The following is a 24,718-nucleotide window of genomic DNA, read 5'->3' as shown; positions in this document are numbered from 1 at the left end:
GGATCCAAGACCTCTTCCCAATGCAGGTTTTTTCTTAGGGCTAGGCACGACGAATCACCTCTCTTGCAAGGTTCATATATGCACGGGCTCCCTTATTGCTGGGAGAATACTTAATAATCGGTAATCCATATGACGGAGCTTCAGAAACCTTCACAGAACGAGGAATCAATGTCTTAAATGCGAGATTCCCGAAGTAACGCCTCACTTCCTCAACAACCTGATTAGAAAGCGATGTACGCGAATCGTACATCGTAAGAAGAACACCAAAGGTATCAAGATCCTTGTTGATGCGGCCCTTAACCATTCTCATCGACTCAAGAAGCTTTGTAACGCCTTCAAGGGCATAGTACTCACATTGAATTGGAATGAGCACGCTATCAGCAGCAGCGAGCGCATTAATGGTAAGCAATCCAAGAGAAGGTGGACAATCGATAAAGATGAAGTCAAATTCACCCTTGATAGGGTCGATCATGTCTTTCAATCGAGTTTCACGCGCCATTGCAGAAACAAGTTCTATTTCAGCCCCAGCAAGCTGTATTGTTGCAGGGACAACGAACACTTTTTTGCAAGATGTTTCCTGGATAATCTCTTCTGCCGGCACATCATGCAAGATAGCGTCATATACGCACTGGGTAAGCTCCTCTTTATCAATTCCAAAGCCACTCGTAGAGTTTCCCTGCGGGTCAAAATCTACAATAAGAACCTTGCGGTTCTGCTCACCAAGCGCTGCAGCAAGATTTACTGCAGTGGTAGACTTTCCAACACCGCCCTTCTGGTTGATAATCGCGATTACGCGCGTATCTTTTTCACTTTTCGAACGGCTAATGTCGCGAAACCCCACGTTGTCCTCCTATTATTCATTACTGCATTTGGCCCCATGGAATATGTTTCACGTGAAACATGCTCAGGTTTAACTCCTATAGAATACAACGTTTCACGTGAAACATTCAATCAAAACTGACTGCTCTTTCGTGAAGTAGGTCCAGATTGGCAATTACAGATAATCGACTAGGTCGATATGAGCAAGCAGAATCCATTCGATAGTCAGTTAACGAACAACGTTCGATGAATTCAGTTATTGAGCAAAGCTATTCAGAGCATAAATAAGTGAAGTACAAAACGAAATCACACTACAAAAGCTATCGACATTCTTTTGCGTAAGATTAACCGCGGTATATTGAACGTCAACTAAATAATCAGCGCATATTTCTTCAAGCTGAAATCGTACAATCTAACTTCTTACTACGATTCATTATAGCAATGTTGCCAAAAATAGAACCATAAATATCGTATCCAACCGATTATAGCTAATGGATTGCAAAGTAATTGACAAATACGGGCAACAAAATTATATAAATGCGCAAGTAGCTTACAACATACAGTTATCATGAGTTGATACTATTGATCTTAAGATTCAACAGTAAAATATAGCGAGTGATAAATTGTATGAAACTTCGCAATGCACATATAGAGTCCTAATCAAACAACAATTCATCTATATGCGATTTACCTTAAGACAAAATCGAATACGCCAAATCAAACATCTATATAATAGCTATACCATTTTTAGTAAATCAATCATCAGCAAATTGGTTATTTCTTAAATCATTAAAACGCGACCGGAAATAACAGTGTGACGTATAGCTGCTAATACAAATCACAGCGCATCTAGTCATCGTCCATACTTAAACTAAGTAAATACATGGAATCAAAACACTCTGCGATAGATATTTACGCGAATATTCATTTTATCTGGCTAGACAAGACGCTGCCATTCAACTCAGTGAAATGATTGGTCTCTTCTTACGATCTAAAATTTGAGATGAGACAGAGATATCGCGTTGCAAACTGAATAGATTAGATAACAATCTTCAATTTAATACATAGTGCTATTAATGATATTAAGTTGTTCAATACCGGAGTAAACAATCCAGCAAACATGATTTAAGCCGTTAACAGGAATCTCAGTAATTGGTTCTTTGATTACTATGAATAAGATAAATATCTATTCATTTACATAGATACAATCATGATCAATTCCATACAAATAAGCATTACCTCGATGCATCGATTCAAACAGGAATCAATGAAGGATCGTCCAGATTATAGTTAATTTGCCGATTTACAAGAGCTGAGAGCATCGAGGTTTAAGAGGAAACAAATCTAAGCAGGCGATCAAAGACACATCCTTTGATTGATAATAAATAAGCCGGCAAGATGCCGGCTATTGGAAGCGTTTCACGTGAAACATTATGCAAGCGGGGCCTTTCGAGCTAGGCCGTTCTGCCTAGGAAGTTTAACCTTGGATTTAGAAACCACTTTAAAAGAGAAAATAACTCGGTGACCAAGATCATGAGGAAGATCAAACTCCTGGCGGTCAACGAGTTTGAAGCCGCATATGGAACAAGCTTTCAAGCCAGACGAGACTTCAGATTCATCAGGAAGACCCTTGCTGACGAGAAGAGTACCACCCATTTTTAAGAATGGTCGAGCATACTCAATCAGAACCGGAAGAGAAGCGAGCGCTCTAGCTGTAACAACATCAAACTGACCAGCTTTATCTTTCGCATAGGTCTCAAGCCTATCAGATACACAAGTAATATCTGAAACAAGAAGAGCGTCAGCGATTGCAGAGACTACATTCATCTTCTTGGACACTGAATCCAGTAGAGTAGCCGAAACGTTAGAGCAAGCATGAAGAGGAAGGCCAGGGTATCCAGGGCCCGAACCCATATCAAGAAGCGTATCTGATCCTTCAGGTATAAAAGGTAGGAACAGCAAAGAATCGAGAATATGAAGGACAAGAGCATCGTCAAGATTTGTAATGCGAGTGAGATTGATATAGTGATTAACCTGTTCAACATACAGAAGATGAAGAACACAAAGGCACAGGCGATCCTCATCAATATCAATACCAAAAGAAGGGAGGTAAGAAGAAAGCTTGAACACAAGCTGATCTACAAACTCGGAGCTGGGGTCGATGGTTTCCAGTTCAATAGAACGTGCACCAGAAAAATCGGACATTGAAATCCTTTCAGAGACTTAATGACTGAAATCAGTGTAACAAGAATTTGAGTCAAAAAAAGGGGACGCACAAAGTGCATCCCCTTAAGAGGCTATAAACAACCAGTTAAAGCGCATTGATAACAACACGACGCTCGGGATCGACACCCTCAGAGTGAGTCTCAACAGCATCGTTCTCCCTCAAAGCAATATGAACAAGGCGGCGCTCATAAGCATTCATAGGAGGAAGAGAAACGGAGCCATGCTGACGAACAGCACGAGATGCAGCAGAGTGAGCCATAGAAACAACCTTGTCATGGCGGCGACTCTTGTAGCCTTCCACGTCAACAACAACTGGATACCTGAAACCAAGCTTACGGCTAACCAGGAGAGAAACGAGAACCTGCAAGGATTCGAGAGTACGTCCATGACGTCCAATTAGGACAGCAAGATCAGGAGCAGTAACATCAAGAATAAGCTCGCCGTCATCACCATCGTACTCATCAATAGGAGAGGATTCGGCATCGAAATGAGTAAGGATAGAGCGGAGGACAGACACGGCAACGTCCGCAACAGTATCGAGTTCCTCGTCCGTAAGCTGCTCACCAGCCTTATAACGCTGAGCGATCTCCGGATACTCACCGGAAGTAACGGAAGAATCCTCGGCAAGAACCTCAGTAATTTCCTCAGACATCATAAACTCCCTTATAAGTAAGGTACCTTATTAGCTCTTCTTGTGCGGGCGGGGCTTGCGCTCACGGCGAACAACGTCTACTTGAATGGGAGCATTCGCCATGCGCTCCTCTTCTTCGGCCTTCGCCTTCTCAATAACCTTCTGCGTGACGAAAAGCTGCTGGACAACCTGCCAGAGCGTGGAAACGTCGTAGTACAGAAGAACACCGGCGGGCAGGCCCCAACCAACAAACAGCATCATGAGGGTCATGACGACGGACATCATCCTCATGCTCTGCGCCTGAGCGCCGGTCTGGTTGCGAGACTGCATAAGCTGAGGAATCAGGGTCAGAACAGAGAACAGAATAAGCGCGATGAGATACGGGAGGCCCGCGGTGAAGCCCTCTGCAAGGCTTGTCGCAGGAGACGCCGTAAGGTCAGGCAGGATGTTGAAGAACGAGAAGACGCCTTCATGATCCGGGAAGTACTTGGGCAGGTCACGAAGAAGCGTGAAGAGCGCAAGAAGGATGGGCATCTGGATCAGCAGGGGCAAGCAACCGCCAAAGGGATTGAACTTGTTCTCGCTGTAGAACTTCTGAAGCTCTTCAGCCTGACGCTGGGGGTCGTCCGCGTACTTCTCCTGGATCTCCATCATCTTGGGCTGGAGAACCTGCATGCGCGCAGTTGCTTTAGTCGACTTAAGCAGCAGCGGCGTAAGGATAATACGGACGATCAGCACCAAGATGATGATCGAAAGGCCCCAGTCAACAGCAAACTGCTGAATGAACTGCAGGACCACAAATAGAATGTTGACGATCCAATCCCACATGTTTTAGTTCCTCCGATACGGATGCGGCCTCGAGGGCACGGGGTCGTAGCCGCCGACATGCAAGGGATTGCAGCGCAGAATCCTTTTTGCAGCAAGCCAACAGCCACGCATAACACCATATGATTCAATAGCTTCAACAGCATACTGTGAACAAGTCGGGAAGTATATACACGAGTCAGGTAGAAGGGGCGATATGCCCTTTTGATACACGTGTATGAGGGCGACCGCCATCCCCTTCAGAAGTCTTTTGATACTACCGAACAGAGACATGCAGATCGGCCCTCTCACAGAGCTTGCAAAGCGCTTCAATCATTTGTTGCGGCGAAGAGTCGCGAGTGCGAGGGGTAGCGAACAAGATAATGTCGTATCCATCGACGGGAAGCTTCACGGCGCGGGCGGCCTCGCGGAGCACGCGCTTGGACCGGTTGCGTACAACGGCGCAACCAAGCCTTTTTGCAGCAACGAAGGCGACCCTACCCGGATCGCCTTCGTTAACTGCATCACATATAACCATTCTAATCAGGGGATGGTTATAGCGCCTTCCCTGAGTGAACGCACGCTCGAACTCCAGCCGAGACTTCAATGTTCTCATGCGAGTTGCGTGAGTTATTTGTCGCTCACCGTGAGACGCTTGCGGCCCTTGGCGCGGCGACGGGCGAGAACGGCACGGCCGCCCTTGGTCGCCATACGGGAACGGAAGCCGTGGGTCTTGGCGCGCTTGCGCTTGTTAGGCTGGTAGGTACGCTTCATGGTTAATATCCTCCTGCTGCATTTCGTCTGCTCACATAGACACGTGAGCTTAGAGATTGTATGGAATAAGGTGCAAGAATGTCAATGTATCTTGCCTGAAAGATTGGCAAGAAACCAGTGATTTTCACTGTTCGTCCAACTCTCACCATTTCTTCAAGAAGCGTTTCATGTTCTTCCACGGACTTTTCCACAGGTTGTTGGCATGTTGTTAATAACTTTTCGGTTCTTTTCTTCACTTTTCAACCGATTGGGAAAAGTTGTTGAAAGGTGCGGAACCTTTCGCAACAAGCTGATATTCTTGAGAGACGTCACGAAAGATTGAGAAACGCACCATGGCAGATGACTTCTATCCCTTTGTGGATTCGGGCGATCCGGCACCGGACAACGCCCATTTAAATGGAATAACCTCACCGGCGGGGACCCAGGTTGGAGCTCCCGCTGCCGAGTCGTATACCACTCGGATCGCGGTATACGACGACATGCTCTCCACGCCGCGCGTGGTAGTCATCACTCAAAACGACGTGAGGGCATATCTGGAGGAGGTTACCAACACCGTATATAGATGTATGAAAGAGCAGGGTGGAAACATCTCCCTCATGGTGATCCGCGAGATTGTGGAGAACTTTATCCATGCTCGCTTCATGGAGCCGATCATCTCCGTGCTTGATGGAGGCTCCACCATCCGCTTTGCAGACCAAGGTCCCGGCATCGCCGACAAAGAGCGGGCGTTTGACTTTGGAGTGACCTCGGCGGACAGGGAACAGAAGCGCTATATCAGGGGGACCGGAGCTGGGTTCCCTATGGTCCAGCAATACCTGGAAAACGTTGGCGGAGCCATCTCGATAGAGGACAACCTTAATAAGGGGACCGTCATCACCGTAAGCGTTGACCCCGCACGGGTCGCCGAGATCGAAGCGGCGAGCGCGAGGGGAGCGGCGGTGCGCAGCGGACACCCGGCGGTAAACGCCAACGTGGGGCAGCACGTCCAGCCCGCCCCCTTTAACCAGCAGGCCGCGCCGCAGCAGCCAGTACAACCCTATGGAGCAATGCCCCAAGGTCAGATAGCGCCCGAAAGCGGCGCAGGCGCTCAAGACGCCATGCAACGCGCCGTGGATGCGACAGGCGTGCAACATGACGCATCGTCCGCCTACCAAGACTACGGCGAACCCGCGCAGCAAAACCCCTATGGCGTCGCATGGCAAAACGGACAGACGACGGGGGGCTACCAACAACAGGGCTGGGGAGCCGCTGCAGGCGAGCCCGGAACGGCAGGAGCAGGGATGCCGGCAGCGGGACCCAGCCCGTGGGGGCAACAGCACCCGCAGCAGATGCCGCAGCAGCCGCCCCAGCAATATGCAAACCAGTACCCGCCGCAATTCCAACAACCCTACGCGCCGGGATACCCCTATCCGGGGTATCCCCCGCAAATGGGACAAGTTCCCCCCATGGGAATGGGGTATATGTCCGCGCAGACGCCCTACCCGACATATCCGCAAGGTATGGGTCAAATGGGGCGGCCCCAGCCGCAGGTAAACGGCGGCATGCCGTATATAAACGAGCGAGGGCGAGAGGCGTTGCAGTACCTGGCGACATATGAGATGTGCGGCCCTACGGACCTCACCACGGCGTACGGACACTCCAATGCAACATGGTCGCGCGAGCTCAACGCGCTTACGGCGGCCGGACTCGTGGCAAAGCACGGCCAGAAGCGAATCCTCACCGACATGGGGCGCTACTGGCTACAGGAAAACCAATAGGTCGGATAGCTGATACAGGAGACTCATGGAAAGCGAAGCTCAGATACTTCTTGATGACGCCATCGCGTTCTGTCAGCGCGACGGCCAAAGCGATCGGCTTGTCAACATGCTCAGCCAGTCAACACCGGTGGAGCTGGACGATGAATCGCTCTATATAGAAGCGCCCAGCAGGTTTGCGGTGGCGTTTCTTGAAAAGAACCGCTCAGTTGTCGAAGCCTACCTGGAAGAGATAGCGTTTATGCCCATCTCTCTGGTGGTGCAGGCTCCCGCCGGCTCGCATACCGGTGCGGTGAGGCCGACCATACCGGCAGCACCAGCGGCGGCGTCGCAGGACACGTCTGTGATGGCCACGACGGAGGTTCCTCGTCCACATCAAAACAATGCGATGCCGGAGGCGAGCGCTGCAAACGCGGCGATTGCCGCCAACGCGGCCGGGGTGGATATGCCCCAAATGGCGGCGCCGCACATGGCGGTCGAGCCGGTTGAGAAGCCAATTGAAAACCCCTTTGACCTGGAAGCCGTCTTTGCAAAGCCTAGGGTAACTGTGGAAAGCGACGCTGCGGGATTCGCCACGGCACCAGGTCCCATGTCATTCGCCCCCGCAGGGGAGCATGGCGGCGTAAACGTGACCAATACCATGTCACGCGACCAATTCAACAGAATGTTCGCCCAGATGAAGGGCGTCGAGACCGGACAGACGGTGCAGAAGAAATCGATCGAGCCAGCAGGAAGCGGCGCTCCGATGGCGGGCGCAAGCGATCAGCCCGTCGCCAACCCCATAGGATCCAAGTTCACGTTCGACAACTTTGTCTACGGAGACGAGAACAAGCTCGCGTACCACTCCGCCATGCGGTTCGCGGCGTTTGCGGACGAGCCCGGCCAGTACAACTCGCTATTCATCTACGGGGGAAGCGGGTTGGGTAAAACGCACCTGCTCCTGGCCATCAAGAACCACCTTGCCGCCAACAAGCCGCATATCAAGGTAAAGTACGCCAATTCGCAGGCCTACATCGACGACTTCATCAACGAGATCGCCCGCCAAAAGACCGAGGGCCGCGCGATACTGCGCGAGTACCACGAGGCAAACGTCCTGATTATCGACGATATCCAAAACATCATTGGTAAGCAGGCGAGCATCGAGTACTTCTTCAGCCTCATGGACGAGTTCATCCGCGAGAACAAGAAGGTTGTCATCGCATCGGATCGCGCGCCCAAGAATCTTGGTATGGACGAGCGCCTGACTAGCCGCTTTAACGCGGGCATGCTGTGCCTGGTGTCCGAACCGGGCTTTGAGATGAAGTACATGATCTTGAAACGCTACTACGAGAACACCATCAAGGGCGGAGACGACCTCAACGGCATGAACGTGGACCCGTCGCTTTTGGGCGCATTCCAAACAAACGACGGCACGCTCACCGACGAGCAGCTGCGCCATATGGCAGAGATCTCCGGCAACAACATCCGTGAGCTGGAAAGCTACTGCGAACGATGCGCGAGCCTCTCATTTGAGCGCGAGCAGCAGGGAGGCGAGCTCACCACCGAGGATATCGAGAAGGTTGCCAACGAGTACTTCGATACCGCGCGCAAGATCATCCGCATCGACACCGTCCAAAAGGTGGTGGCGGACTTCTATCACCTGCAGCCGGAGGATCTCAAGGGCACCAGGCGCACCAAGGAGATCGCGTTCGCGCGCCATGTGGCCGTCTACCTGTCGAACTCCCTGTGCGAAATGACCTCGTCCGCTATTGGCGCGGAATTTGGCGGGCGCGACCATTCGACCGTACTCAACAGCCTTAAGGTAGTCGAAAGCAAGATCAAGGAAGATCGCCGCATTTGCGACGACCTACAGAAGCTAAAGAATAAGATTGTCCTTCAGTCTCAGTCATAAACAGGCAGGAGTATCCAAACTCACCGCCGCAAAAGCGCCTGAAAGCCCGTGAAAGGCGGTGAAAAGCTTGTGCAAACCCGCGGGAAAGGATGTGAAAGAAACGGCCTACTCGGTGGGAAAAGAACCCACACCCTTTGACCTGTTGATAACTGACTGAGTTTTCAACAGGTCAAAGCGCACTGTTTTTCAGTCCCCTACCTGCAGAAATATTAGTAATCCACAGCGTCCACCGACTTATTACTATTATTAGATATATATCTATATAGAGAGGAATAAAAGATGAAGTTCACCGTTAGCCAATCCGCTCTCTCCGAGGCACTGGCAACCGTAATGAAAGGCATAGCCGGAACCTCTACGCTTCCCATCCTCTCGGGTGTGCTCATCAAGGCGGTGGACGGAGTCTTGGAGTTCCAGACTTCTAACTACACCATCGCCATTCGTCATCGCATCGCCGCGCGTGTGGACGAGGAGGGGGCAATGGTGGTTCCGTGCAAGATGCTCTCTAACATCACCAAGACCCTGCCGGATGCGGCGGTGACGTTTGAGGTCGAGGAGCGACAGGTAAGCATCACGTGCGAGAAAAGTTCCTTTAGGCTCAACACGCTTGATGTGGGAGACTTCCCGGAGTTTCCTACCTATGCGCTTGAGAGCACGGTGGAGCTGCCGGCGAACATCTTGTCCGAGATGGTGAGTCGCGTGTGGCGCGTGACGTCCACGGATAAGAACCGTCCCGTCCTCAACGGAGTCTATATGACGGTCGAGAACAACACCATTCGCCTGGTGGCTACGGACTCCTACCGTCTGGCGGTGTGCGACACGCAGGTGGAGACGTCCTCGCTTGAGGGCAGCTTCGAGCTCAACGTGCCCGCGGAGGCGTTCAACGACGCCCTTTCGATCACCGGCGGCCAAGGCACCATCATGATTGGCTCGACCGACACCCAAGTTGTCTTTGAGGCGGGCAACACCACGTACGTGTCGCGCCGCATCGAGGGCATGTATCCCAACTACAAGGCGCTGCTGCCCCAGACGTGCACCACGACGGTCAAGATCGACGTCGACGCATTCTCGTCCGCATTGAAGCGCGTGGCCGTCATCGCCCAAAACAACTCCGCCGTCAAATTCGACATCAACGTCGAGGACGGTACCCTGGGTCTCTCCGCCATCTCCAACGACCAAGACGTTGCACGTGAAACCGTGGACGTGGAGGTCGAGGGCGACAGCGGCGTCATCGCGTTCAACTACCACTACATCTTTGGCTGCCTCAACGTGCTGTCGCGTGAAAAGGAGATCACGCTCGAGCTTCAGTCTTACGCGCAGGCGGGCGTCTTCAAGAGCTACGACAAGATTAACTACCTCTATCTGGTCATGCCGGTTCGCATCTAGTCGCCCATGAGCATTCGCGTCTCCAGTTTGTCGGTATACAACTTTCGCAGTTTCGCCGCGTACGACCTGTCGCTCGGCGAAGCCGTTAACGTGCTTGTTGGTCGTAACGCCGCGGGCAAGACCAACCTTGTCGAGTGCCTGCAGCTGCTGACGTCCGGCCAGTCGTTCAGAAGACCCTCGCCCCGCGACCTGGTCCGACAGGGCGCCGAGTCGTGCCGCGCGCAGTGCACGCTTGAGGGCGAGGGACGCTTGCTTGAGATGGGGCTGGCGGTGGCGGGGTCGCGCCGCACGTTTTCGCGCAACGGCAAGAAGGTGACCGCGGCTGGTGTGCGCGGCGTTCTGCCCAGCGTGCTGTTCTGCCCCGACCACCTTGACATGGTGAAGCGCTCTGCCAGCGTGCGCCGTGCCGCTCTTGATGACTTTGGCGTTCAGCTCAACGAGCAGTATGCGCGCTTGGTCTCGACGTATGAGCGCACAGTCGAGCAGCGAAACAACCTGTTGAAAGAGCCCTACGTGGATCGGGGCCTGCTGGCGGCGTGGGACGAATCGATCTCTGCGACCGGCGCCGCCCTCACGGTGCACCGCATGTCGCTTTTGGCCCGCATCCGCGAACATGCCGCCCGTGCATATGGCGCCATCGCCCCGGGCGAGCTGCTGGGCATCTCCTACTCCCCTTCGATATACGGGGACGAATATACGGCGGGGGACAAGATCCCGCAGCGCGGGGAGGTACAGGAGCAGTTCTTGCGCGCGCTTGATGAGCGGCGGGACGAGGAGCTTCGCCGCGGCATCACCCTGACCGGCCCCCATCGCGATGAGATCCTATTCACCATAGACGGGCGCGACGCTCGGTCGTTCGCCTCGCAGGGTCAACAGCGCTCCGTGGTGCTGGCGTGGAAGATCGCCGAGGTCGCCGTCACGCGCGATATCCTGGGCCGTCCGCCCTTGCTGCTGTTGGACGATGTGATGAGCGAGCTTGACGCATCGCGCCGCGAGTCGATCATGCATTTCATAGAGGATGGCGTTCAGACCGTTATCACCACTACAAACCTGGGTTACTTTAGCGATTTGGTGATGGAGGAGGCGAAAGTCGTTGAGGTTGGCGAATAGGGACGAGATGAGCGGCGAGACCCGCGGCCTGGGTGGATACCTGGCGGAGGAGCGCAGCCGTTTGTTTGACGGCGCCTCGCCAAAAAAGCGCGAGCAGATGCTTGCCGCAGAACGGACGCGCGAAGTCTACCGGGCGTGGAACGCGGTGTGCGCCCACACGCGCGAGGGGTCGCATGCGACCGGCTTGCACTACAGGCCGGAGACAAACGAGCTGATTGTTTACATGGATTCCGCGGCGTGGACGCAGGAGATGACCATGTTGCGTGAGATTATCCGTGCGCGCATGGCTGCCACGGGTGTAGACGTGGCGGGTCTGGTGTTCATGACGTCCAAGGAGGGCTACGCGAGCCGCGCTTCGTCCGCCGCCGCTGCAGGGACGGCCGCAGGGACGAGCGGTTCGGCAGATTCGCCCGCAAAAGGCACCGCGGGCTCATCGTCCGCACGCAGGGCTGCAAAGACTCCGCCCCCGCATAAGGACCTCACCCCGGCGGAGAGCGCCGTGATTGACCGCGAGGTCTCTGGGATCAAAGACCAAAGATTGCAGGAGGCGCTCAAATCGGCCATGAAAGCGAGCTTTGAGTGGAGGAAGGGCTTGGATGCCCAAAACAAGGCGTAAATGGGCGCTGATGGGCTTGTAGAGCTATTTGGTAGTTACGTAGGCTCCCATTTCAAGCGTGTATCATAGTGACGTTAGTCTTTTATTTGAATGAGAGGGAGTTCGCGTGGCGAAAGAGGAAGAATACGGTGGAGGCGAGATCAAGGTCCTTGAGGGTCTTGAGGCCGTCCGCGTCCGTCCCGGCATGTACATCGGTTCGACCAGCTCGACGGGCCTGCACCACCTGGTGTGGGAGATCGTCGACAACGCGGTCGACGAGGCCATGGCTGGCTTCTGCTCCAAAATCGAAGTCACCGTTCATGGTGACAATTCCATTACCGTCGTCGATAACGGCCGAGGCATTCCGGTCGACATGCACCCTGTGAAGAAGATCCCCACGCTTGAGGTCGTCATGACCATCCTGCACGCCGGCGGCAAGTTCGATAACTCTGCATATAAGGTTTCCGGCGGCCTGCATGGCGTTGGCGTCTCCGTTGTAAACGCGCTGTCCAAGAAGATGGTTGTCCAGGTTGCTCGCGACGGCAAGATTTACGAGATGCAGTTTAGCCGCGGCAAGACCACTCAGAAGATGGAGGAAGTCGGCACTTCCGACCATACGGGCACTACCGTCACCTTTTGGCCGGACGAGGAGATCTTCGAGACCACGGTCTACGACTACGACATCTTGCACGACCGCCTGCAGCAGACGGCGTTTTTGAACAAGAACCTCAAGATCGTCCTGACCGACGAGCGCGAACTTTCTCCCCACGCGGAAGAGTTCTGCTACGCCGGCGGCATCATCGACTTTGTGAAATTCCTCAACCAGGGCAAGGACATCCCCGACGGCCTCAAGGACCCCATCTACCTGTCCGGTGCCTCCGAGCCGGATGCCCCCGTCGAGCGCACCGGCGAAGTCGAGGTCGCCATTCAGTGGAACTCTTCCTACTCTGAGACTGTGATGAGCTTTGCCAACGATATTCGCACCATCGAGGGCGGCATGCACATGGAGGGTTTCCGCACGGCGCTTACCAGCGTGATCAACGATTACGCCCGCAAGAACAGTATTTTGAAGGAAAAGGATGGCAACCTCACCGGCGATGATGTGCGCGAGGGCCTCACCGCCGTTGTGTCCGTCAAGCTGGCCGACCCGCAGTTCGAAGGCCAGACCAAAGCCAAGCTCGGCAGCTCCTTCATGCGCGGACTGGTCCGCAAAATCGTCTCCGACGGCTTGGCCGATTACCTGGAAGAGCATCCCAAGCAGGCGCGTGAGATTATCAAGAAGGCCCAGCAGGCGTCCAAGGCTCGCAACGCCGCTCGCAAGGCCCGCGAGGCGACCCGCCGCAAGAGCCTGTTGGAGACCGCGAGCCTTCCGGGCAAGCTGGCCGACTGCTCGGTTCGCGACGCCGAGATGACCGAGCTCTTCATTGTCGAGGGCGACTCGGCAGGCGGTTCTGCTAAGGACGGCCGCCGCCGAGACATCCAGGCGATTCTGCCCCTGCGCGGTAAGATCTTGAACGTTGAGCGCGTGGGAGACCACCGCGCGTTTTCCAGCGATACCATCCAGTCTCTGATCACCGCCATTGGCACCGGCGTCACCAACGGCACCGGCGACGGCGGAGACTTCGATATCACCAAGGCCCGCTACCACAAGATCATCATCATGACCGATGCAGACGTCGACGGCGCGCACATCCGCATCCTGCTGCTGACGTTCTTCTACAAGTACATGCGTCCGCTGATCGACGCCGGCTACGTCTACGTCGCCTGCCCGCCCATCTTCGGCATCAAGGTACGCAACAAGATTCACTACGTGTACCCCAACGGTCGCCAGCCCGAAGAGGAGATCTTGCGCGATACCATCGTTGAGCTTGGCCTCAATCCGGACGACGACGGCGATGACGCTTCCGGCAAGGTGACCAAGAAGCGGCGCGGATATACCGTCCAGCGCTACAAGGGTCTGGGTGAAATGGACCCCAAGCAGCTGGCGAGCACCACCATGGATCCCAAGACGCGCATTCTGCAGCGCGTGACCATCGAGGATGCCGCTATTGCCGATCGCGCGGTCCGCGAGCTGATGGGAAATCAGGTCGAGTTCCGCCGCGCCTACATCGAGAAGCACGCGCACGACGCCCGCTTCCTCGATGCCTAGGGCAACTGCTTTTGGCAATCCCCTGCGCGACATACGCGCGCTGAGCACTGAATGACCACGAGAAACCAGGAGGTCTTACGTGGCAGACGATATGAACAACGAGATTGGCGGCGACGAGACCGCGGGCCTGCCCGACGATCTGAAGCGCTTGCTGGCCCGTGCCGAGGATGATGGCGACGCTGCGGCCTACGACCCAGACGTCGATTCGGACGAGGAAGAAGATGACGAGGAGCTGGAGGAGAGCTTTGGCGCGGTAGATCGCGGCGAGGCCGCTGGCGAAGACGTTAACGGCGGCTCCCTGCAGATCAGCGAGTTCGGCCGCGAGATGAAGCAGTCCTTCATCGAGTACTCCATGTCGGTCATCACCGCGCGCGCCCTTCCGGACGTTCGCGACGGTTTGAAGCCCGTTCACCGCCGTATCCTCTACGCAATGAACGAGAGCGGCATCTTCCCCAACCGCCCGCATAAGAAGTCCGCTTGGACGGTCGGCGAAGTTATCGGTAAGTACCATCCCCACGGCGACTCCGCGGTGTACGACACCATGGTCCGCCTGGCGCAGTGGTTCTCCATGCGCACCCCGCTCATCGACGGCCACGGTAACTTTGGCAACATCGACGGCGACTCCGCCGCGGCCATGCGCTACACCGAGAGCCGCCTGGCCAAGCCTGCCATGGAGCTGCTTCGCGACCTGCAGAAGGACACGGTTGACTGGGGTCCCAACTACGACGAGTCCCTGGCAGAGCCCAAGGTCCTGCCCGCCCGCTTCCCCAACCTGCTGGTCAACGGCTCTTCCGGCATCGCGGTTGGCATGGCTACCAATATTCCGCCCCATAACCTTTCCGAGGTTATCGAGGCCACCTGTATGCTTATCGACAACCCGGACGCCACCTGCGAGGAGCTCATGACGGTCCTGCCGGGACCGGACTTCCCCACCGGCGCCCTCATCATGGGTACCTCCGGCATCCGTCAGGCTTACGAGACCGGTCGCGGCTCCATCACCGTGCGCGCCAAGGCCCATGTTGAGTCCACCAAGACTGGTCGCAGCCGTCTGGTCTTTACCGAGATCCCCTATCAGGTCAACAAAGGAACCCTGCAGGAGAAGATCGCCCAACTGGTGAATGAGAAGCGCATCGAGGGAATCTCGGATATGCGCGACGAGTCTACCCAGAAGGGCATCCGCCTGGTTATCGAGCTCAAAAAGGGCGTTATTCCGCAGGTGGTTCTCAACAACCTGTACAAGTACACCTCGCTGCAGAACACCTTTGGCGTGAACAACCTCGCCTTGGTCAACGGCGTGCCCAAGTGCCTGTCGTTGCGCGAGATTCTTTCCCACTACATCGACCACCAGGTCGACGTGGTTACCCGCCGCACCCGCTTTGACCTCAAGAAGGCGCAGGCCCGTGCACATATCCTCGAGGGCTACCTTATGGCTCTCGACCATATCGACGAGGTCATCTCGATCATCCGCTCCTCCCAGACGGACGCCGAGGCCAGTTCTCGCCTGATCGAGCGCTTTGGCTTCAGCCCCGAGCAGACCACCGCGATTCTCGAGATGAAGCTGCGCCGCTTGACCGGCCTCGAGCGCGACAAGATCGAGGACGAGTTGGCCGGCCTGCGCCGCGCGATCGCCTACTACGAGGACCTTCTCGCCAACGAGCACAAGATCCTGGGCGTCATCAAAGAGGAGATGCGCGAGATCTCCAAGAAATTTGGGGATAAGCGCCGCACCGAGATCACCCGGGCGGAGAGGGACCTGGACGTCGAGGATCTCATCGCGGACGAGGACATGGTCGTCACCATCACCCATACCGGCTACGTCAAGCGCATTCCCGTCGAGACCTACCGCTCGCAGAAGCGCGGCGGCAAGGGCGTGACCGGCGTCAACCTCAAAGAGGACGACGTCATCGCTGAGATGTTTATCGCCAGCACCCACGAGTACGTGCTGTTCTTCTCCAACAAGGGCAAGGTCTACCGTTTGAAGGTCCATGAGCTGCCCGTTGGCAGCCGTCAGGCGCGCGGTACCGCAATCGTCAACCTGCTCCCCTTTGAGGAGGGCGAGAAGATCGCCAGCGTCATCTCCTGCCGCGAGTTCCCGGGCAACGAGTACCTCATGTTTGCCACCGCCAATGGCATGGTGAAGAAGACGGTCATGAGCGCTTACGACCGCAGCCGCCGAGACGGCATCATCGCCATCAACCTCAAGAACGGTGACCGCTTGCTTGATGTTCGCCGCGTGCGCGAGGGCGATAAGGTCATCATGGCCACCACGTCGGGCAAGGCGATTGTGTTTGCCGAGGACCAGGTGCGCGCCACCGGCCGCGATACCAGCGGCGTTCGTGGCATCACTATGAAGGATGGTGCCGAGGTGCTGGGCATGGAGATCTCCAACGGTACCGGCGACCTGTTCGTCATCACCGAGCGCGGCTACGGTAAGCGCACTCCCGTTGCGGACTATCCCGAGCAGAACCGCGGTGGGCAGGGCGTTTATACCATCCAGATGACCGACCACAAGGGCAGCCTCGCCGCCATGAAGACGGTGGGACCGCAGCACGAGCTGTTCATCATCACCGAGGGCGCCACGGTTATTCGCGTGAAGACCGAGGACGTGTCTCAGACCGGTCGTGCCACGCAGGGCGTCAAGATGATGAGCGTTATCGATGGCGACCGCGTTACGGCCGTGGCCCGCATGACCAGTTCGGAGGAGAAGGACAAGACTCCCGCCGAAGCGGACGACCAAGTTGACCTTGATTCCAGCGATGCCGATGACGAGATGCCCGCGTCCGATGACGAGCGCGTGGATGTTGACGCCGCCGACGAGGCTCCGGAGGGCCCGCTCGAGGAGTAGGGGTTCCAGAGGGATATATCGCGCGGGCGCATTTGAGCGATTGGCCGCGACGCCGCCGCAGGGAAAAACGAGTGACGGGAGGGGTGCTTCGGCGCCCCTCCTTTTGCGTTTGGCGACAATTGTGTATGCGCGCGCCCGCCGCCAGGGGTATAAAAGCTCAATGTGACGGCCAATGCGATGGCGGCTCACGGCAAGAAATCAAAAAGGGGGCTGCATGGATAGTTCTTCGATGCTTCAGCAGATGACCCTGCAGCAAAAGGCCTCCTTATTGGCGGGAGCGTCCCATTGGGACACCGTGCGAGTGGACGAGGTCGGGCTTGAGTCTATCGCGCTGTCCGACGGCCCCCACGGCCTGCGCCATCAGTTGGGCGCCGCGGATCATCTTGGTATCAACCAGAGCGTTCCGTCAACCTGCTTTCCCTCTGCCTCGGCCCTCGCCTGCTCTTTTGATCCCAATCTGGTTTTATCTGTGGGCGCCGCTATTGCAGATGAGGCGGTCGACCAGGGCGTATCGGTTGTGCTGGGGCCCGGTGTCAATATAAAGCGCAGCCCTTTATGCGGGCGTAACTTTGAATATTTCAGCGAGGACCCCCTGCTTTCCGGCGAGCTGGGTGCCGCCATGGTCCAAGGCATCCAGTCGCGCGGCGTCGCGGCGTGCCTCAAACATTTCGCATGTAACAACCAAGAGCTCGCCCGCCTGGTAAGCGATTCGGTTGTGGACGAGCGGACCCTGCGCGAAATCTACCTCCAGCCCTTTGAGCGTGTGGTCAAAAAGGCACGTCCGTGGTCGATTATGACGGCGTACAACAAGCTTAACGGCACGTATTGCTCGCAAAATGCTTGGTTGTTGCAAACCGTGCTGCGCGAAGAATGGGGCTTTGACGGCGCCGTGATAAGCGACTGGGGCGCCGTGAGCGGCGTGGCCGAGTCCATCGCCGCCGGTCTAGACCTCTGCATGCCCGGCCCTCGTCCAGATTACGCCCCTACAGCCCTGGCGGCCGTGCGCGACGGAGCGCTGGATGAAAGGTGCGTGGACCGCGCCGCAGGCCGCGTGATCGATCTTGTGGAGCGCACGCGCCCGTCGCGCCGCCCTCGAGCTTCCTCGTCCGCAACGACTGACGGCGACCCTGCGGCGGGCGAGTCGGTCTACAAGAGGAGCGCCCGCCTCGCCGCCCGCGCCGCGCGTGAAAGCGCGGTATTACTTGAAAACAACGGTATCTTGCCGCTTGACCCAACCAAGACGGTCGCCGTTATAGGCGCCTTTGCAAGGGAGCCGCGCTTCCAAGGTGCTGGCTCGTCCAAAATCAATCCCCGTGAGCTCGATTGTGCGCTGGACGAGTTCAAACGCCGCGGTATCTTGGTCTCGTTCTCCCCTGGATATGATGCGTATTCTGGCGAGGCGTCCGACATTCAAGTTGAGCAGGCGGTCGAGGCGGCGCGCACGTATGACGTCGCCGTGGTGTTCGCCGGCTTGCCGGATAGGTTCGAGTCCGAAGGATTTGATCGCAAGCTCATGGTGATGCCGCGCGGCCACTGCAGCTTGATCGAGCGCGTGTGCCGTGAAAACCCCAACACCGTGGTGGTTCTGCAAGGTGGTGCCCCCATGGAAGCGCCCTGGAGACGCATGTCCGCCGCGATTATGGCGATGTACCTGTCAGGATGTCATGGCGGCTCCGCAACGGTTGATTTGCTATACGGCGATGCGAATCCGTGTGGAAAGCTTGCCGAAACGTGGCCGGAGCGGCTGGGGGATACCGCTTTGGGTGCGAGCTATCCCGACTTTGACCGCGAGGTTCTCTATCGCGAGGGCATCTACGTGGGGTATCGCTATTTTGATGCGGTCGGCGCGCGACCGGCATGGCCGTTTGGCCATGGTTTGTCCTATACCGCGTTTGCCTACGGCCGGCCAAAGCTTGCCATGCCCCTTCCCCGTGGTGGATCTGCCCGCCCGGCCGTCTTCCGCGTTGAGGTTGATGTGGAAAACGCTGGTTCCATCGCCGGCGCCGAAGTGGTGCAGCTCTATGTTTGCCCGCCTTGCGAGTGTGCCTTCCATGAGCCGCGCCGCCTTGCCGCGTTTGCCAAGGTGCGCCTTGCGCCTGGCGAGCGCTCTCGCGTGACGCTTGAGTTTGGCGAGATGGAGCTTCGATATTGGGACGCCGCGCGTCACGCGTGGCGCGTGGATCAGGGCGACTACGAGCTTTTGGTTGGCTCTTCAAGTCGCGATATCCGAGGGAACTGCTCCCTTCACCTCGCAGCCGATACAGCGCCGTTTCCCGTGTCTGCCTGCCGTCCTGTCCTCCTCGCCGACCGCTCGGCGCTCGCGGCGTACTGGTGCCCCGATGCCACTCGGTTTGATGAGGAGTCTTTCAAGGCGCTTTACGCGGGTCCTCTTCCCGCTCGCACGCCCATCGCGCCGTTCACCATCGACTCGTCCGTGTCAGAGATGGCCTCCACGCCTTTTGGTCGACTAATGGTTCGCGTGGTGGAGCATGTTATGGATGAGCCCGTGAAAAAGATGGACGAGGACACCAGGCGCATGATGCATGAAATTGTCTCTGATCTGCCTTTGCGCCAGCTCATCTCAAGCGGATTTTCAATGCGGACCGTCCATGGCTTGGTCGATATGCTCAACGGTAGGTATATTCGCGGCTTTACGCGCGCGGTGGGTACGTACAGGCGCATCAAGAAGGCCCTGCGAGAGCATGCGCCCGCCTTGAGCGCGCACTTCGACCGCTCGGGCGATAGCGAGGAGTGAGCTCCGCGAGGCTCCCGGGTCCGCGCGTGCAAAAGAGAAAGCCCCGCGACTGCATGGTTGCGATCGCGGGGCTTGATGGCGGCCGGCATGTGGGTGGCCGATGCGTCGATAATGAGGTGCGAAGAGCAGCGTGCGGATTTTCGTCCGCTTAGAAATCATCCGGAGAAAGCGTCTGGACAAATTCGTCGAATCGCTCGATCTCTTCTTCGGCGTTGTCGTCCGAGCGGGCCGAGATGCTGCCGGCGCGGTTCATGACATCGTCCTCAACGTAGATGGGGGCGTTGACGCGCACCGCCAATGCGAGCGCATCGCTTGGCCGCGCGTCGATAGAGAGTTCCTTGCCGTCTTTGTCGAGAACCACCAGGTCCGCAAAGAATACGGGAAGGTCGACGCGGTTGATCTCCACGCGCTCGACCTTGGCGTCGAGTGCCGTAAGGGCGGCATTCATAAGATCGTGCGTGATGGGGCGCGGCTCCTCCGTGCGGTCAATTCCACGGCTGATGGCCGCCGCCTCGAATGATCCGGTTTGAATGGAGAGCGCGCGCGGCGCTGCTCCGGCACCCACGGACTCGTTGCGCTCGCGCAGCACGATAACCGAGGGGACGGGGCCGGCGGCCATAATAATGGTTTCGATATCAACGCGAATCATTATGGCACCTCCTCCAGGTTAGAAATCATAAGGGTTGGCTGGGTCTCCCATCCCAAGCCGGGTAGTAATAGTACCCAATTCCAACGTGGATGCTATGGGAAACATGGCAACGACACGCGACGGCAAGCTTTCTGCTAAACGGATGGGCGGGGCTTGGCTTTGCGGGTGTCGAGGGACCGCGATGGAGCGAGGCGGGCCTTGCGTTGGGCGACATTTAGCTGCCGCATGCGAAATTTGAAAAGAAAAATGCCTTGTGAACTGGGAGAATAAGAGAGTTGGAAAAAGATTCCAACTTTTTTGGAAAAAGTCGTTGACTCTGATTCCAACAAAGGGTTATTATACCACTCGTGCGATGGACCTGTAGCTCAGTTGGTTAGAGCGTCCGGCTGATAACCGGGAGGTCACAAGTTCGAATCTTGTCAGGTCCACCATTTTTCTTTCGCAATAAACACCCCAGCGAGAGCCGAGTCGCCGCTGGGGTGTTTATTAATGGGGGTTTAGCTCAGCTGGGAGAGCGCGGGCTTTGCAAGCCTGAGGTCAGGGGTTCGATCCCCCTAACCTCCACCATTGAATGTATGAGGGCATCCGTAAGGGTGCCCTTTTTTCATGCACGTCGCACATGCTTGAATATCGGCATCGAGTGACTATGGCGATGGCTGTTTGGGCTGTGCTTTCTAAAAAGGCGCATGTAAACGAGCCCAAGTGGTGCTACATGCACTATAGTTTGCGATGGATATATAGAGTGCGCCGCTGGGAACCGCCGGCGCAAAATGTGCAGGGAGCGACATGACCGCGAACAGCCAGCAGCAAGAAAACCAGCCCGGATACGTTTCTCCCGAGCTCGACCGCATGTCCTGCGACATGATGAGCGAGTTTCTGGACGCCCTCGCCGAGGGGGACGTGCCGGGCGTAGTGGCGTGTGTGGAGGACGCGGGCGGCAACCGCGCCGCCGTGGCTTTCTCTGAGGACGGCGACGAGGCGTGCTTGAACGCCGCAGACGACTTTGTAGTTTCCGCAGGCCGCAATGGTTCTCCTGAGGACGGGGTTGGCCCCGCTGTGCGCTATGCGATTTTGTACCTGGGCTGCATCCAGGAGATGGATGGCGCTTACAACGATGCCATGATTACCGTGTTTGGCGAGAAGGGCTCCGCGAGCGCGTATTCCGCCTTCACATTGGTGAAAGGCATGGGCCAAGGCGAGAACTTCATGTGGAGTGACCCTGAACCTGCAGGAGAAGAGCAACTTTTGTTGTAACACTCGCTAAAATTGAGCGGTTACGGTGAAAAACCGACCGTACGCCTAATTCTCATCACGTAACCGTTTCAAGGGAACGAGGACCCATATATGCGCGTTGATAACCTAAGGAACATCGCCATCATCGCCCACGTCGACCACGGCAAGACTACCCTGGTTGACAAGCTCCTTCGCGCCACGGATGCTTTCCGTGCGAACCAGCAGGTGGAGGAGCGCGTGCTCGACTCCAACGATCAGGAGCGCGAGCGCGGCATTACCATTTTGGCTAAGAACATCTCCATCGAGTACAAGGGCGTGAAAATCAACGTCCTCGATACCCCCGGCCATGCCGACTTTGGCGGCGAGGTCGAGCGCGTTTTGCGCATGGCGGACGGCGCCCTGCTTTTGGTCGATGCGTTCGAGGGCCCCATGCCCCAGACCCGCTTCGTTTTGCGCCACGCCATCGACACCGGTCTTTCGATCATGGTTGTCATCAACAAGATCGATCGTCCCGGCGCCGAGCCCGAGCGCGCGTTCAACGACTGCCTCGACCTCATGGCTGACCTGGGTGCCACCGACGAGCAGCTTGAGTTTGCGATGGAGCACGTGGTCTATGCGAGCGCTGTGAACGGCTTTGCCCGCCTCGACCCCGAGGACGGCAACATGGATATGTTCCCGCTGCTCGACATGGTCGTTGACGACATGCCCGCCCCCGACGTCGACGTGGACGGTCCGTTGGCGATGCAGTGCGTCACCATCGACCACTCCAACTTCGTCGGCCGCATCGGCATTGGTCGCGTCTACTCCGGTACCATTCACCAGGGCGAGCAGATTTTGGTTGTAAAGAATGGCGGCGAGCGCGCCATGGCCACCGTCAAGCAGCTCTTCACCTTTGACTACCTGGGTCGCACCGAGTGCAGCGAGGTTGGCGCGGGCGATATCGCCGCCGTGGTCGGTGTCGACTCCACCGACATCGGCGACGTCTACACCGATCCCGAGAACCCCGTCGAGCTCGATCCCATCGAGATCGATCCTCCCACCCTGTCCATTGTCTTCGAGGCGTCCACGTCTCCGCTGGTCGGCCGTGACGGCGACATCGTTGGCGCCCGCCAGCTCAAGGAGCGTCTGTTCACCGAGCGTGAGAACAACGTGACCATGCGCATCGAGGAGCTTGCCGACAAGAGCGGTGTCGAGGTCTCCGGCCGCGGCATCCTGCATCTCTCCGTTCTTATGGAAACCCTGCGTCGCGAGGGCTATGAGTTCCAGGTTGGTCGTCCGCGCGTTCTGTTCAAGAAGGACGAGAACGGCAACACCGTCGAGCCCATCGAGCAGGCCGTCGTCGAGTGCCCGGACGAGTACGCCGGCAAGGTTATCGAGGTCTTCGGCAATGCCGGTGGCACCATGACCAACATGCAGGCCGGCTCCACCGTCACCCATGTCGAGTTCCGCATCCCTACTCGCGGCATCATGGGTCTTAAGAACCGCGTGCTCAACGTCACTCATGGCGAGGGCGTTTTCTACCACACCTTCTTGGAGTACGGACCCTATGCTGGCGAGATTGGCGGCCGCAACAACGGCGCCATGATCTCCATGACGACTGAGAAGGCCGTCGCCTACGCTTTGGGTACCCTGCAGGAGCGCGGCGCTCTGTTTGTCGAGCCCGGCACCGAGTGCTACGAGGGCATGCTGGTTGGCGAGCGCAACAAGCCCGGCGACATGGTGGTCAACATTGCCCGTACCAAGAACCTGGGCAACCAGCGTTCTTCGACCTCCGATATCTCCGTCCAGCTGGTTCCGCCTCGCGTCTTCTCCCTTGAGGAGGCTCTTGAGTACATTGCGGATGACGAGCTGGTTGAGATCACGCCCAAGAACATTCGCCTGCGCAAGCGCCTTCTGAACGCGATCGACCGCAAGAAGGCCGCCGCCCGCGCGATGAAGTAGCGCTTTGGGCATCACTGTCTTAAGAACGAAGAAGAGGCTCCAGAGGATTGCTCCTTTGGAGCCTCTTCTTTCAGTGGTTGAAGGCGCGGATTGGCTGGTTCGGGTTGCCTTGCCGCCGAGTTCAGAGACGCCCGACATCCCGTAAGATTTGCATTCAAGGTGGCGCGATGCGCGCGCCCTGAGGATTTCCTAGCGGTGTTTCTCCCAGAAAGCGCGGCGCTTTTGGGCAACTTGCTGCTTGCGCTCCTTGCGGCGGCGTTGCTTGATATCTGCCTGCACGCGTTCGCGGCGCTCGTCCAGGGCGCGCTCCGATGGCACCCGGTGCACGGGTTTTGAGACGGCTTCAACGGCCTTGTTGCCGAACTGCCTGATGGGCCGCGCGACACGGTCAAGATTGACCTCTGTTGGCGTGAGGATGTTGTAGTGCAGCGAGATCCACCGCAGCGCCATGGTGATGATTACGCAAACCACCAGAGCAAAGATATTGGGGGCGTGGAAGTTCTCGACAAGGGCGACGTAGGATGTTGCTCCCGCGATGGCGGTGATGGCGTAGAAGTTGCCCCGCTGGAAGATGCCGGGCGTCTGCCCCAAGAAGACATCGCGCAGCATGCCGCCGCCGACGGCTGTAAAGAAGCCCATCATTACGCAGACCATAGGCGAAAGCTCGTACACCATCGCTTTGTCCGCGCCGACGGCGGCGTAAAGGCCCACGGCGAAGATGTCGAGAATGGCGATGAGGCGATCGGGTTTCTCGAAGATAACGGGGAAGACAAAGGCGATGGCGGCGGTGGCGACGGACATGGGCAGCGCGAGCGGCTGGTCGAGAATGTAGACGGCGCCTTTCTGCAAGATGACGTCGCGGATGATACCGCCGCCGAGTCCGCAAGCGACGGCGAGACCGATAGCGCCAATGAAATCGAGTTTGTGCTCGCGGGCGGTAAGCACGCCCGACACGGATGCAACTACAACAGCGAGCATCTCAAGCCAGATGGGGATGGAGACCTGTTCGCCCGCGGCTCCCCCCGCGGTCGTCATGGCTGCGACCACCGGTGCGAGCAATATAGTAGTAAGCGTCACGGACCCCTCCAAACAATGCGTTGATTGGCCTTATCTTACCTATCTACAGACGTCTGGCTTTCGGTAAATAAGGCCAAAATGA

At 56.9% G+C, this 24,718-nt stretch carries 19 protein-coding genes and 2 tRNA genes; 12 read left to right on the top strand and 9 right to left on the bottom strand.

The genetic code is table 11. The annotated features are described in order from the left end of the window. Positions 1 to 40 precede the first annotated feature (40 nt). The 7 genes from B3H65_RS01770 to rpmH all read right to left on the bottom strand — a co-directional run bounded on the left by B3H65_RS01770 (position 41) and on the right by rpmH (position 5,254). Entirely contained in the window at positions 41 to 841 is an 801-nt protein-coding gene (locus B3H65_RS01770; RefSeq protein ID WP_286683886.1) for a ParA family protein, read from the bottom strand. A 1,409-nt stretch (positions 842 to 2,250) separates the two neighbouring features. Continuing rightward, a complete protein-coding gene (gene rsmG / locus B3H65_RS01765) occupies positions 2,251 to 3,024 on the bottom strand; it encodes a 16S rRNA (guanine(527)-N(7))-methyltransferase RsmG (RefSeq protein ID WP_286683885.1) in 774 nt (257 codons plus the stop codon). Positions 3,025 to 3,130: 106 nt separating this feature from the next. Beyond that, positions 3,131 to 3,697 carry a protein jag gene (locus B3H65_RS01760; RefSeq protein WP_117680446.1) on the bottom strand — a complete coding sequence of 189 codons (567 nt, stop codon included), beginning with the start codon at positions 3,695 to 3,697 and terminating at the stop codon, positions 3,131 to 3,133. A 30-nt stretch (positions 3,698 to 3,727) separates the two neighbouring features. Continuing rightward, positions 3,728 to 4,504, bottom strand: a complete 777-nt coding sequence (locus tag B3H65_RS01755) for a YidC/Oxa1 family membrane protein insertase (RefSeq protein ID WP_286683884.1) — start codon at positions 4,502 to 4,504, stop codon at positions 3,728 to 3,730. A gap of 3 nt (positions 4,505 to 4,507) precedes the next feature. Next, positions 4,508 to 4,735, bottom strand: coding sequence for a membrane protein insertion efficiency factor YidD (yidD, locus tag B3H65_RS01750; RefSeq protein WP_232205058.1), 228 nt, complete (start codon positions 4,733 to 4,735; stop codon positions 4,508 to 4,510). A 22-nt stretch (positions 4,736 to 4,757) separates the two neighbouring features. Beyond that, positions 4,758 to 5,096, bottom strand: a complete 339-nt coding sequence (gene rnpA, locus B3H65_RS01745; RefSeq protein WP_009142010.1) for a ribonuclease P protein component — start codon at positions 5,094 to 5,096, stop codon at positions 4,758 to 4,760. Positions 5,097 to 5,110: 14 nt separating this feature from the next. Further along, positions 5,111 to 5,254, bottom strand: a complete 144-nt coding sequence (rpmH, locus tag B3H65_RS01740; protein ID WP_009142009.1) for a 50S ribosomal protein L34 — start codon at positions 5,252 to 5,254, stop codon at positions 5,111 to 5,113. A 332-nt stretch (positions 5,255 to 5,586) separates the two neighbouring features. On the opposite strand from rpmH, the gene B3H65_RS01735 reads away from it, so the two are divergent. The 8 genes from B3H65_RS01735 (at position 5,587) to B3H65_RS01700 (ending at position 19,736) form a co-directional block, all read left to right on the top strand. After that, a complete protein-coding gene (locus B3H65_RS01735; protein WP_286683883.1) occupies positions 5,587 to 7,011 on the top strand; it encodes an ATP-binding protein in 1,425 nt (474 codons plus the stop codon). A gap of 25 nt (positions 7,012 to 7,036) precedes the next feature. Beyond that, positions 7,037 to 8,899: a chromosomal replication initiator protein DnaA gene (locus B3H65_RS01730; protein WP_286683882.1), complete on the top strand. Its 1,863-nt coding sequence runs from the start codon at positions 7,037 to 7,039 to the stop codon at positions 8,897 to 8,899. A gap of 279 nt (positions 8,900 to 9,178) precedes the next feature. Further along, on the top strand, positions 9,179 to 10,282 hold the full coding sequence (gene dnaN / locus B3H65_RS01725; RefSeq protein ID WP_270480786.1) for a DNA polymerase III subunit beta: 1,104 nt from the start codon (positions 9,179 to 9,181) through the stop codon (positions 10,280 to 10,282). Positions 10,283 to 10,288: 6 nt separating this feature from the next. After that, positions 10,289 to 11,392, top strand: coding sequence for a DNA replication/repair protein RecF (recF, locus tag B3H65_RS01720; protein ID WP_286683881.1), 1,104 nt, complete (start codon positions 10,289 to 10,291; stop codon positions 11,390 to 11,392). Beyond that, positions 11,376 to 12,008 (top strand): DciA family protein, encoded by a 633-nt coding sequence (locus tag B3H65_RS01715; RefSeq protein WP_286683880.1) that lies wholly within the window; start codon positions 11,376 to 11,378, stop codon positions 12,006 to 12,008. The genes recF and B3H65_RS01715 overlap by 17 nt, the downstream gene beginning before the upstream one ends. A gap of 106 nt (positions 12,009 to 12,114) precedes the next feature. Next, positions 12,115 to 14,136 carry a DNA topoisomerase (ATP-hydrolyzing) subunit B gene (gyrB, locus tag B3H65_RS01710; protein WP_286683879.1) on the top strand — a complete coding sequence of 674 codons (2,022 nt, stop codon included), beginning with the start codon at positions 12,115 to 12,117 and terminating at the stop codon, positions 14,134 to 14,136. Between the two features lie 91 nt (positions 14,137 to 14,227). After that, on the top strand, positions 14,228 to 16,981 hold the full coding sequence (gene gyrA, locus B3H65_RS01705) for a DNA gyrase subunit A (protein WP_286683961.1): 2,754 nt from the start codon (positions 14,228 to 14,230) through the stop codon (positions 16,979 to 16,981). A 214-nt stretch (positions 16,982 to 17,195) separates the two neighbouring features. Next, on the top strand, positions 17,196 to 19,736 hold the full coding sequence (locus B3H65_RS01700) for a glycoside hydrolase family 3 C-terminal domain-containing protein (RefSeq protein WP_286683878.1): 2,541 nt from the start codon (positions 17,196 to 17,198) through the stop codon (positions 19,734 to 19,736). Between the two features lie 148 nt (positions 19,737 to 19,884). On the opposite strand, the gene B3H65_RS01695 is transcribed toward B3H65_RS01700, so the two are convergent. Then, positions 19,885 to 20,385: a bifunctional nuclease family protein gene (locus tag B3H65_RS01695; RefSeq protein WP_286683877.1), complete on the bottom strand. Its 501-nt coding sequence runs from the start codon at positions 20,383 to 20,385 to the stop codon at positions 19,885 to 19,887. A 354-nt stretch (positions 20,386 to 20,739) separates the two neighbouring features. Between B3H65_RS01695 and B3H65_RS01690 the strand changes: the two genes are divergently transcribed. The 4 genes from B3H65_RS01690 (at position 20,740) to typA (ending at position 23,559) form a co-directional block, all read left to right on the top strand. Beyond that, positions 20,740 to 20,816: transfer RNA gene (locus B3H65_RS01690), tRNA-Ile, on the top strand. Between the two features lie 60 nt (positions 20,817 to 20,876). After that, a tRNA-Ala gene (locus B3H65_RS01685) sits at positions 20,877 to 20,952 on the top strand. 219 nt (positions 20,953 to 21,171) lie between these two features. Further along, on the top strand, positions 21,172 to 21,639 hold the full coding sequence (locus B3H65_RS01680; protein WP_286683876.1) for a hypothetical protein: 468 nt from the start codon (positions 21,172 to 21,174) through the stop codon (positions 21,637 to 21,639). 90 nt (positions 21,640 to 21,729) lie between these two features. Then, entirely contained in the window at positions 21,730 to 23,559 is a 1,830-nt protein-coding gene (gene typA, locus B3H65_RS01675) for a translational GTPase TypA (protein ID WP_286683875.1), read from the top strand. Positions 23,560 to 23,748: 189 nt separating this feature from the next. Here the strand turns inward: typA and B3H65_RS01670 are convergent, their stop codons facing one another. Beyond that, positions 23,749 to 24,636, bottom strand: a complete 888-nt coding sequence (locus B3H65_RS01670) for a trimeric intracellular cation channel family protein (protein WP_286683874.1) — start codon at positions 24,634 to 24,636, stop codon at positions 23,749 to 23,751. Between the last annotated feature and the right edge of the window lie 82 nt (positions 24,637 to 24,718).

Origin of the sequence: Collinsella sp. UBA1693, from assembly GCF_002320115.1 — a bacterium.
Classification (GTDB): domain Bacteria; phylum Actinomycetota; class Coriobacteriia; order Coriobacteriales; family Coriobacteriaceae; genus Collinsella; species Collinsella tanakaei.
The sequence above is the reverse complement of the archived record's forward strand: the minus strand, read 5'-3'. Positions and strand labels throughout refer to the sequence as shown.

Bases quoted from the DNA above. Each gene is read 5' to 3' on its own strand.
- rnpA (WP_009142010.1), bottom strand. From the start codon at position 5,096: ATGAGAACATTGAAGTCTCGGCTGGAGTTCGAGCGTGCGTTCACTCAG.
- rpmH (WP_009142009.1), bottom strand. From the start codon at position 5,254: ATGAAGCGTACCTACCAGCCTAACAAGCGCAAGCGCGCCAAGACCCAC.
- B3H65_RS01680 (WP_286683876.1), top strand. From the start codon at position 21,172: ATGACCGCGAACAGCCAGCAGCAAGAAAACCAGCCCGGATACGTTTCT.
- typA (WP_286683875.1), top strand. From the start codon at position 21,730: ATGCGCGTTGATAACCTAAGGAACATCGCCATCATCGCCCACGTCGAC.
- B3H65_RS01730 (WP_286683882.1), top strand. From the start codon at position 7,037: ATGGAAAGCGAAGCTCAGATACTTCTTGATGACGCCATCGCGTTCTGT.
- B3H65_RS01735 (WP_286683883.1), top strand. From the start codon at position 5,587: ATGGCAGATGACTTCTATCCCTTTGTGGATTCGGGCGATCCGGCACCG.
- yidD (WP_232205058.1), bottom strand. From the start codon at position 4,735: ATGGCGGTCGCCCTCATACACGTGTATCAAAAGGGCATATCGCCCCTT.
- gyrA (WP_286683961.1), top strand. From the start codon at position 14,228: ATGAACAACGAGATTGGCGGCGACGAGACCGCGGGCCTGCCCGACGAT.
- B3H65_RS01695 (WP_286683877.1), bottom strand. From the start codon at position 20,385: ATGATTCGCGTTGATATCGAAACCATTATTATGGCCGCCGGCCCCGTC.
- B3H65_RS01700 (WP_286683878.1), top strand. From the start codon at position 17,196: ATGGATAGTTCTTCGATGCTTCAGCAGATGACCCTGCAGCAAAAGGCC.
- B3H65_RS01760 (WP_117680446.1), bottom strand. From the start codon at position 3,697: ATGTCTGAGGAAATTACTGAGGTTCTTGCCGAGGATTCTTCCGTTACT.
- rsmG (WP_286683885.1), bottom strand. From the start codon at position 3,024: ATGTCCGATTTTTCTGGTGCACGTTCTATTGAACTGGAAACCATCGAC.
- dnaN (WP_270480786.1), top strand. From the start codon at position 9,179: ATGAAGTTCACCGTTAGCCAATCCGCTCTCTCCGAGGCACTGGCAACC.
- recF (WP_286683881.1), top strand. From the start codon at position 10,289: ATGAGCATTCGCGTCTCCAGTTTGTCGGTATACAACTTTCGCAGTTTC.
- B3H65_RS01755 (WP_286683884.1), bottom strand. From the start codon at position 4,504: ATGTGGGATTGGATCGTCAACATTCTATTTGTGGTCCTGCAGTTCATT.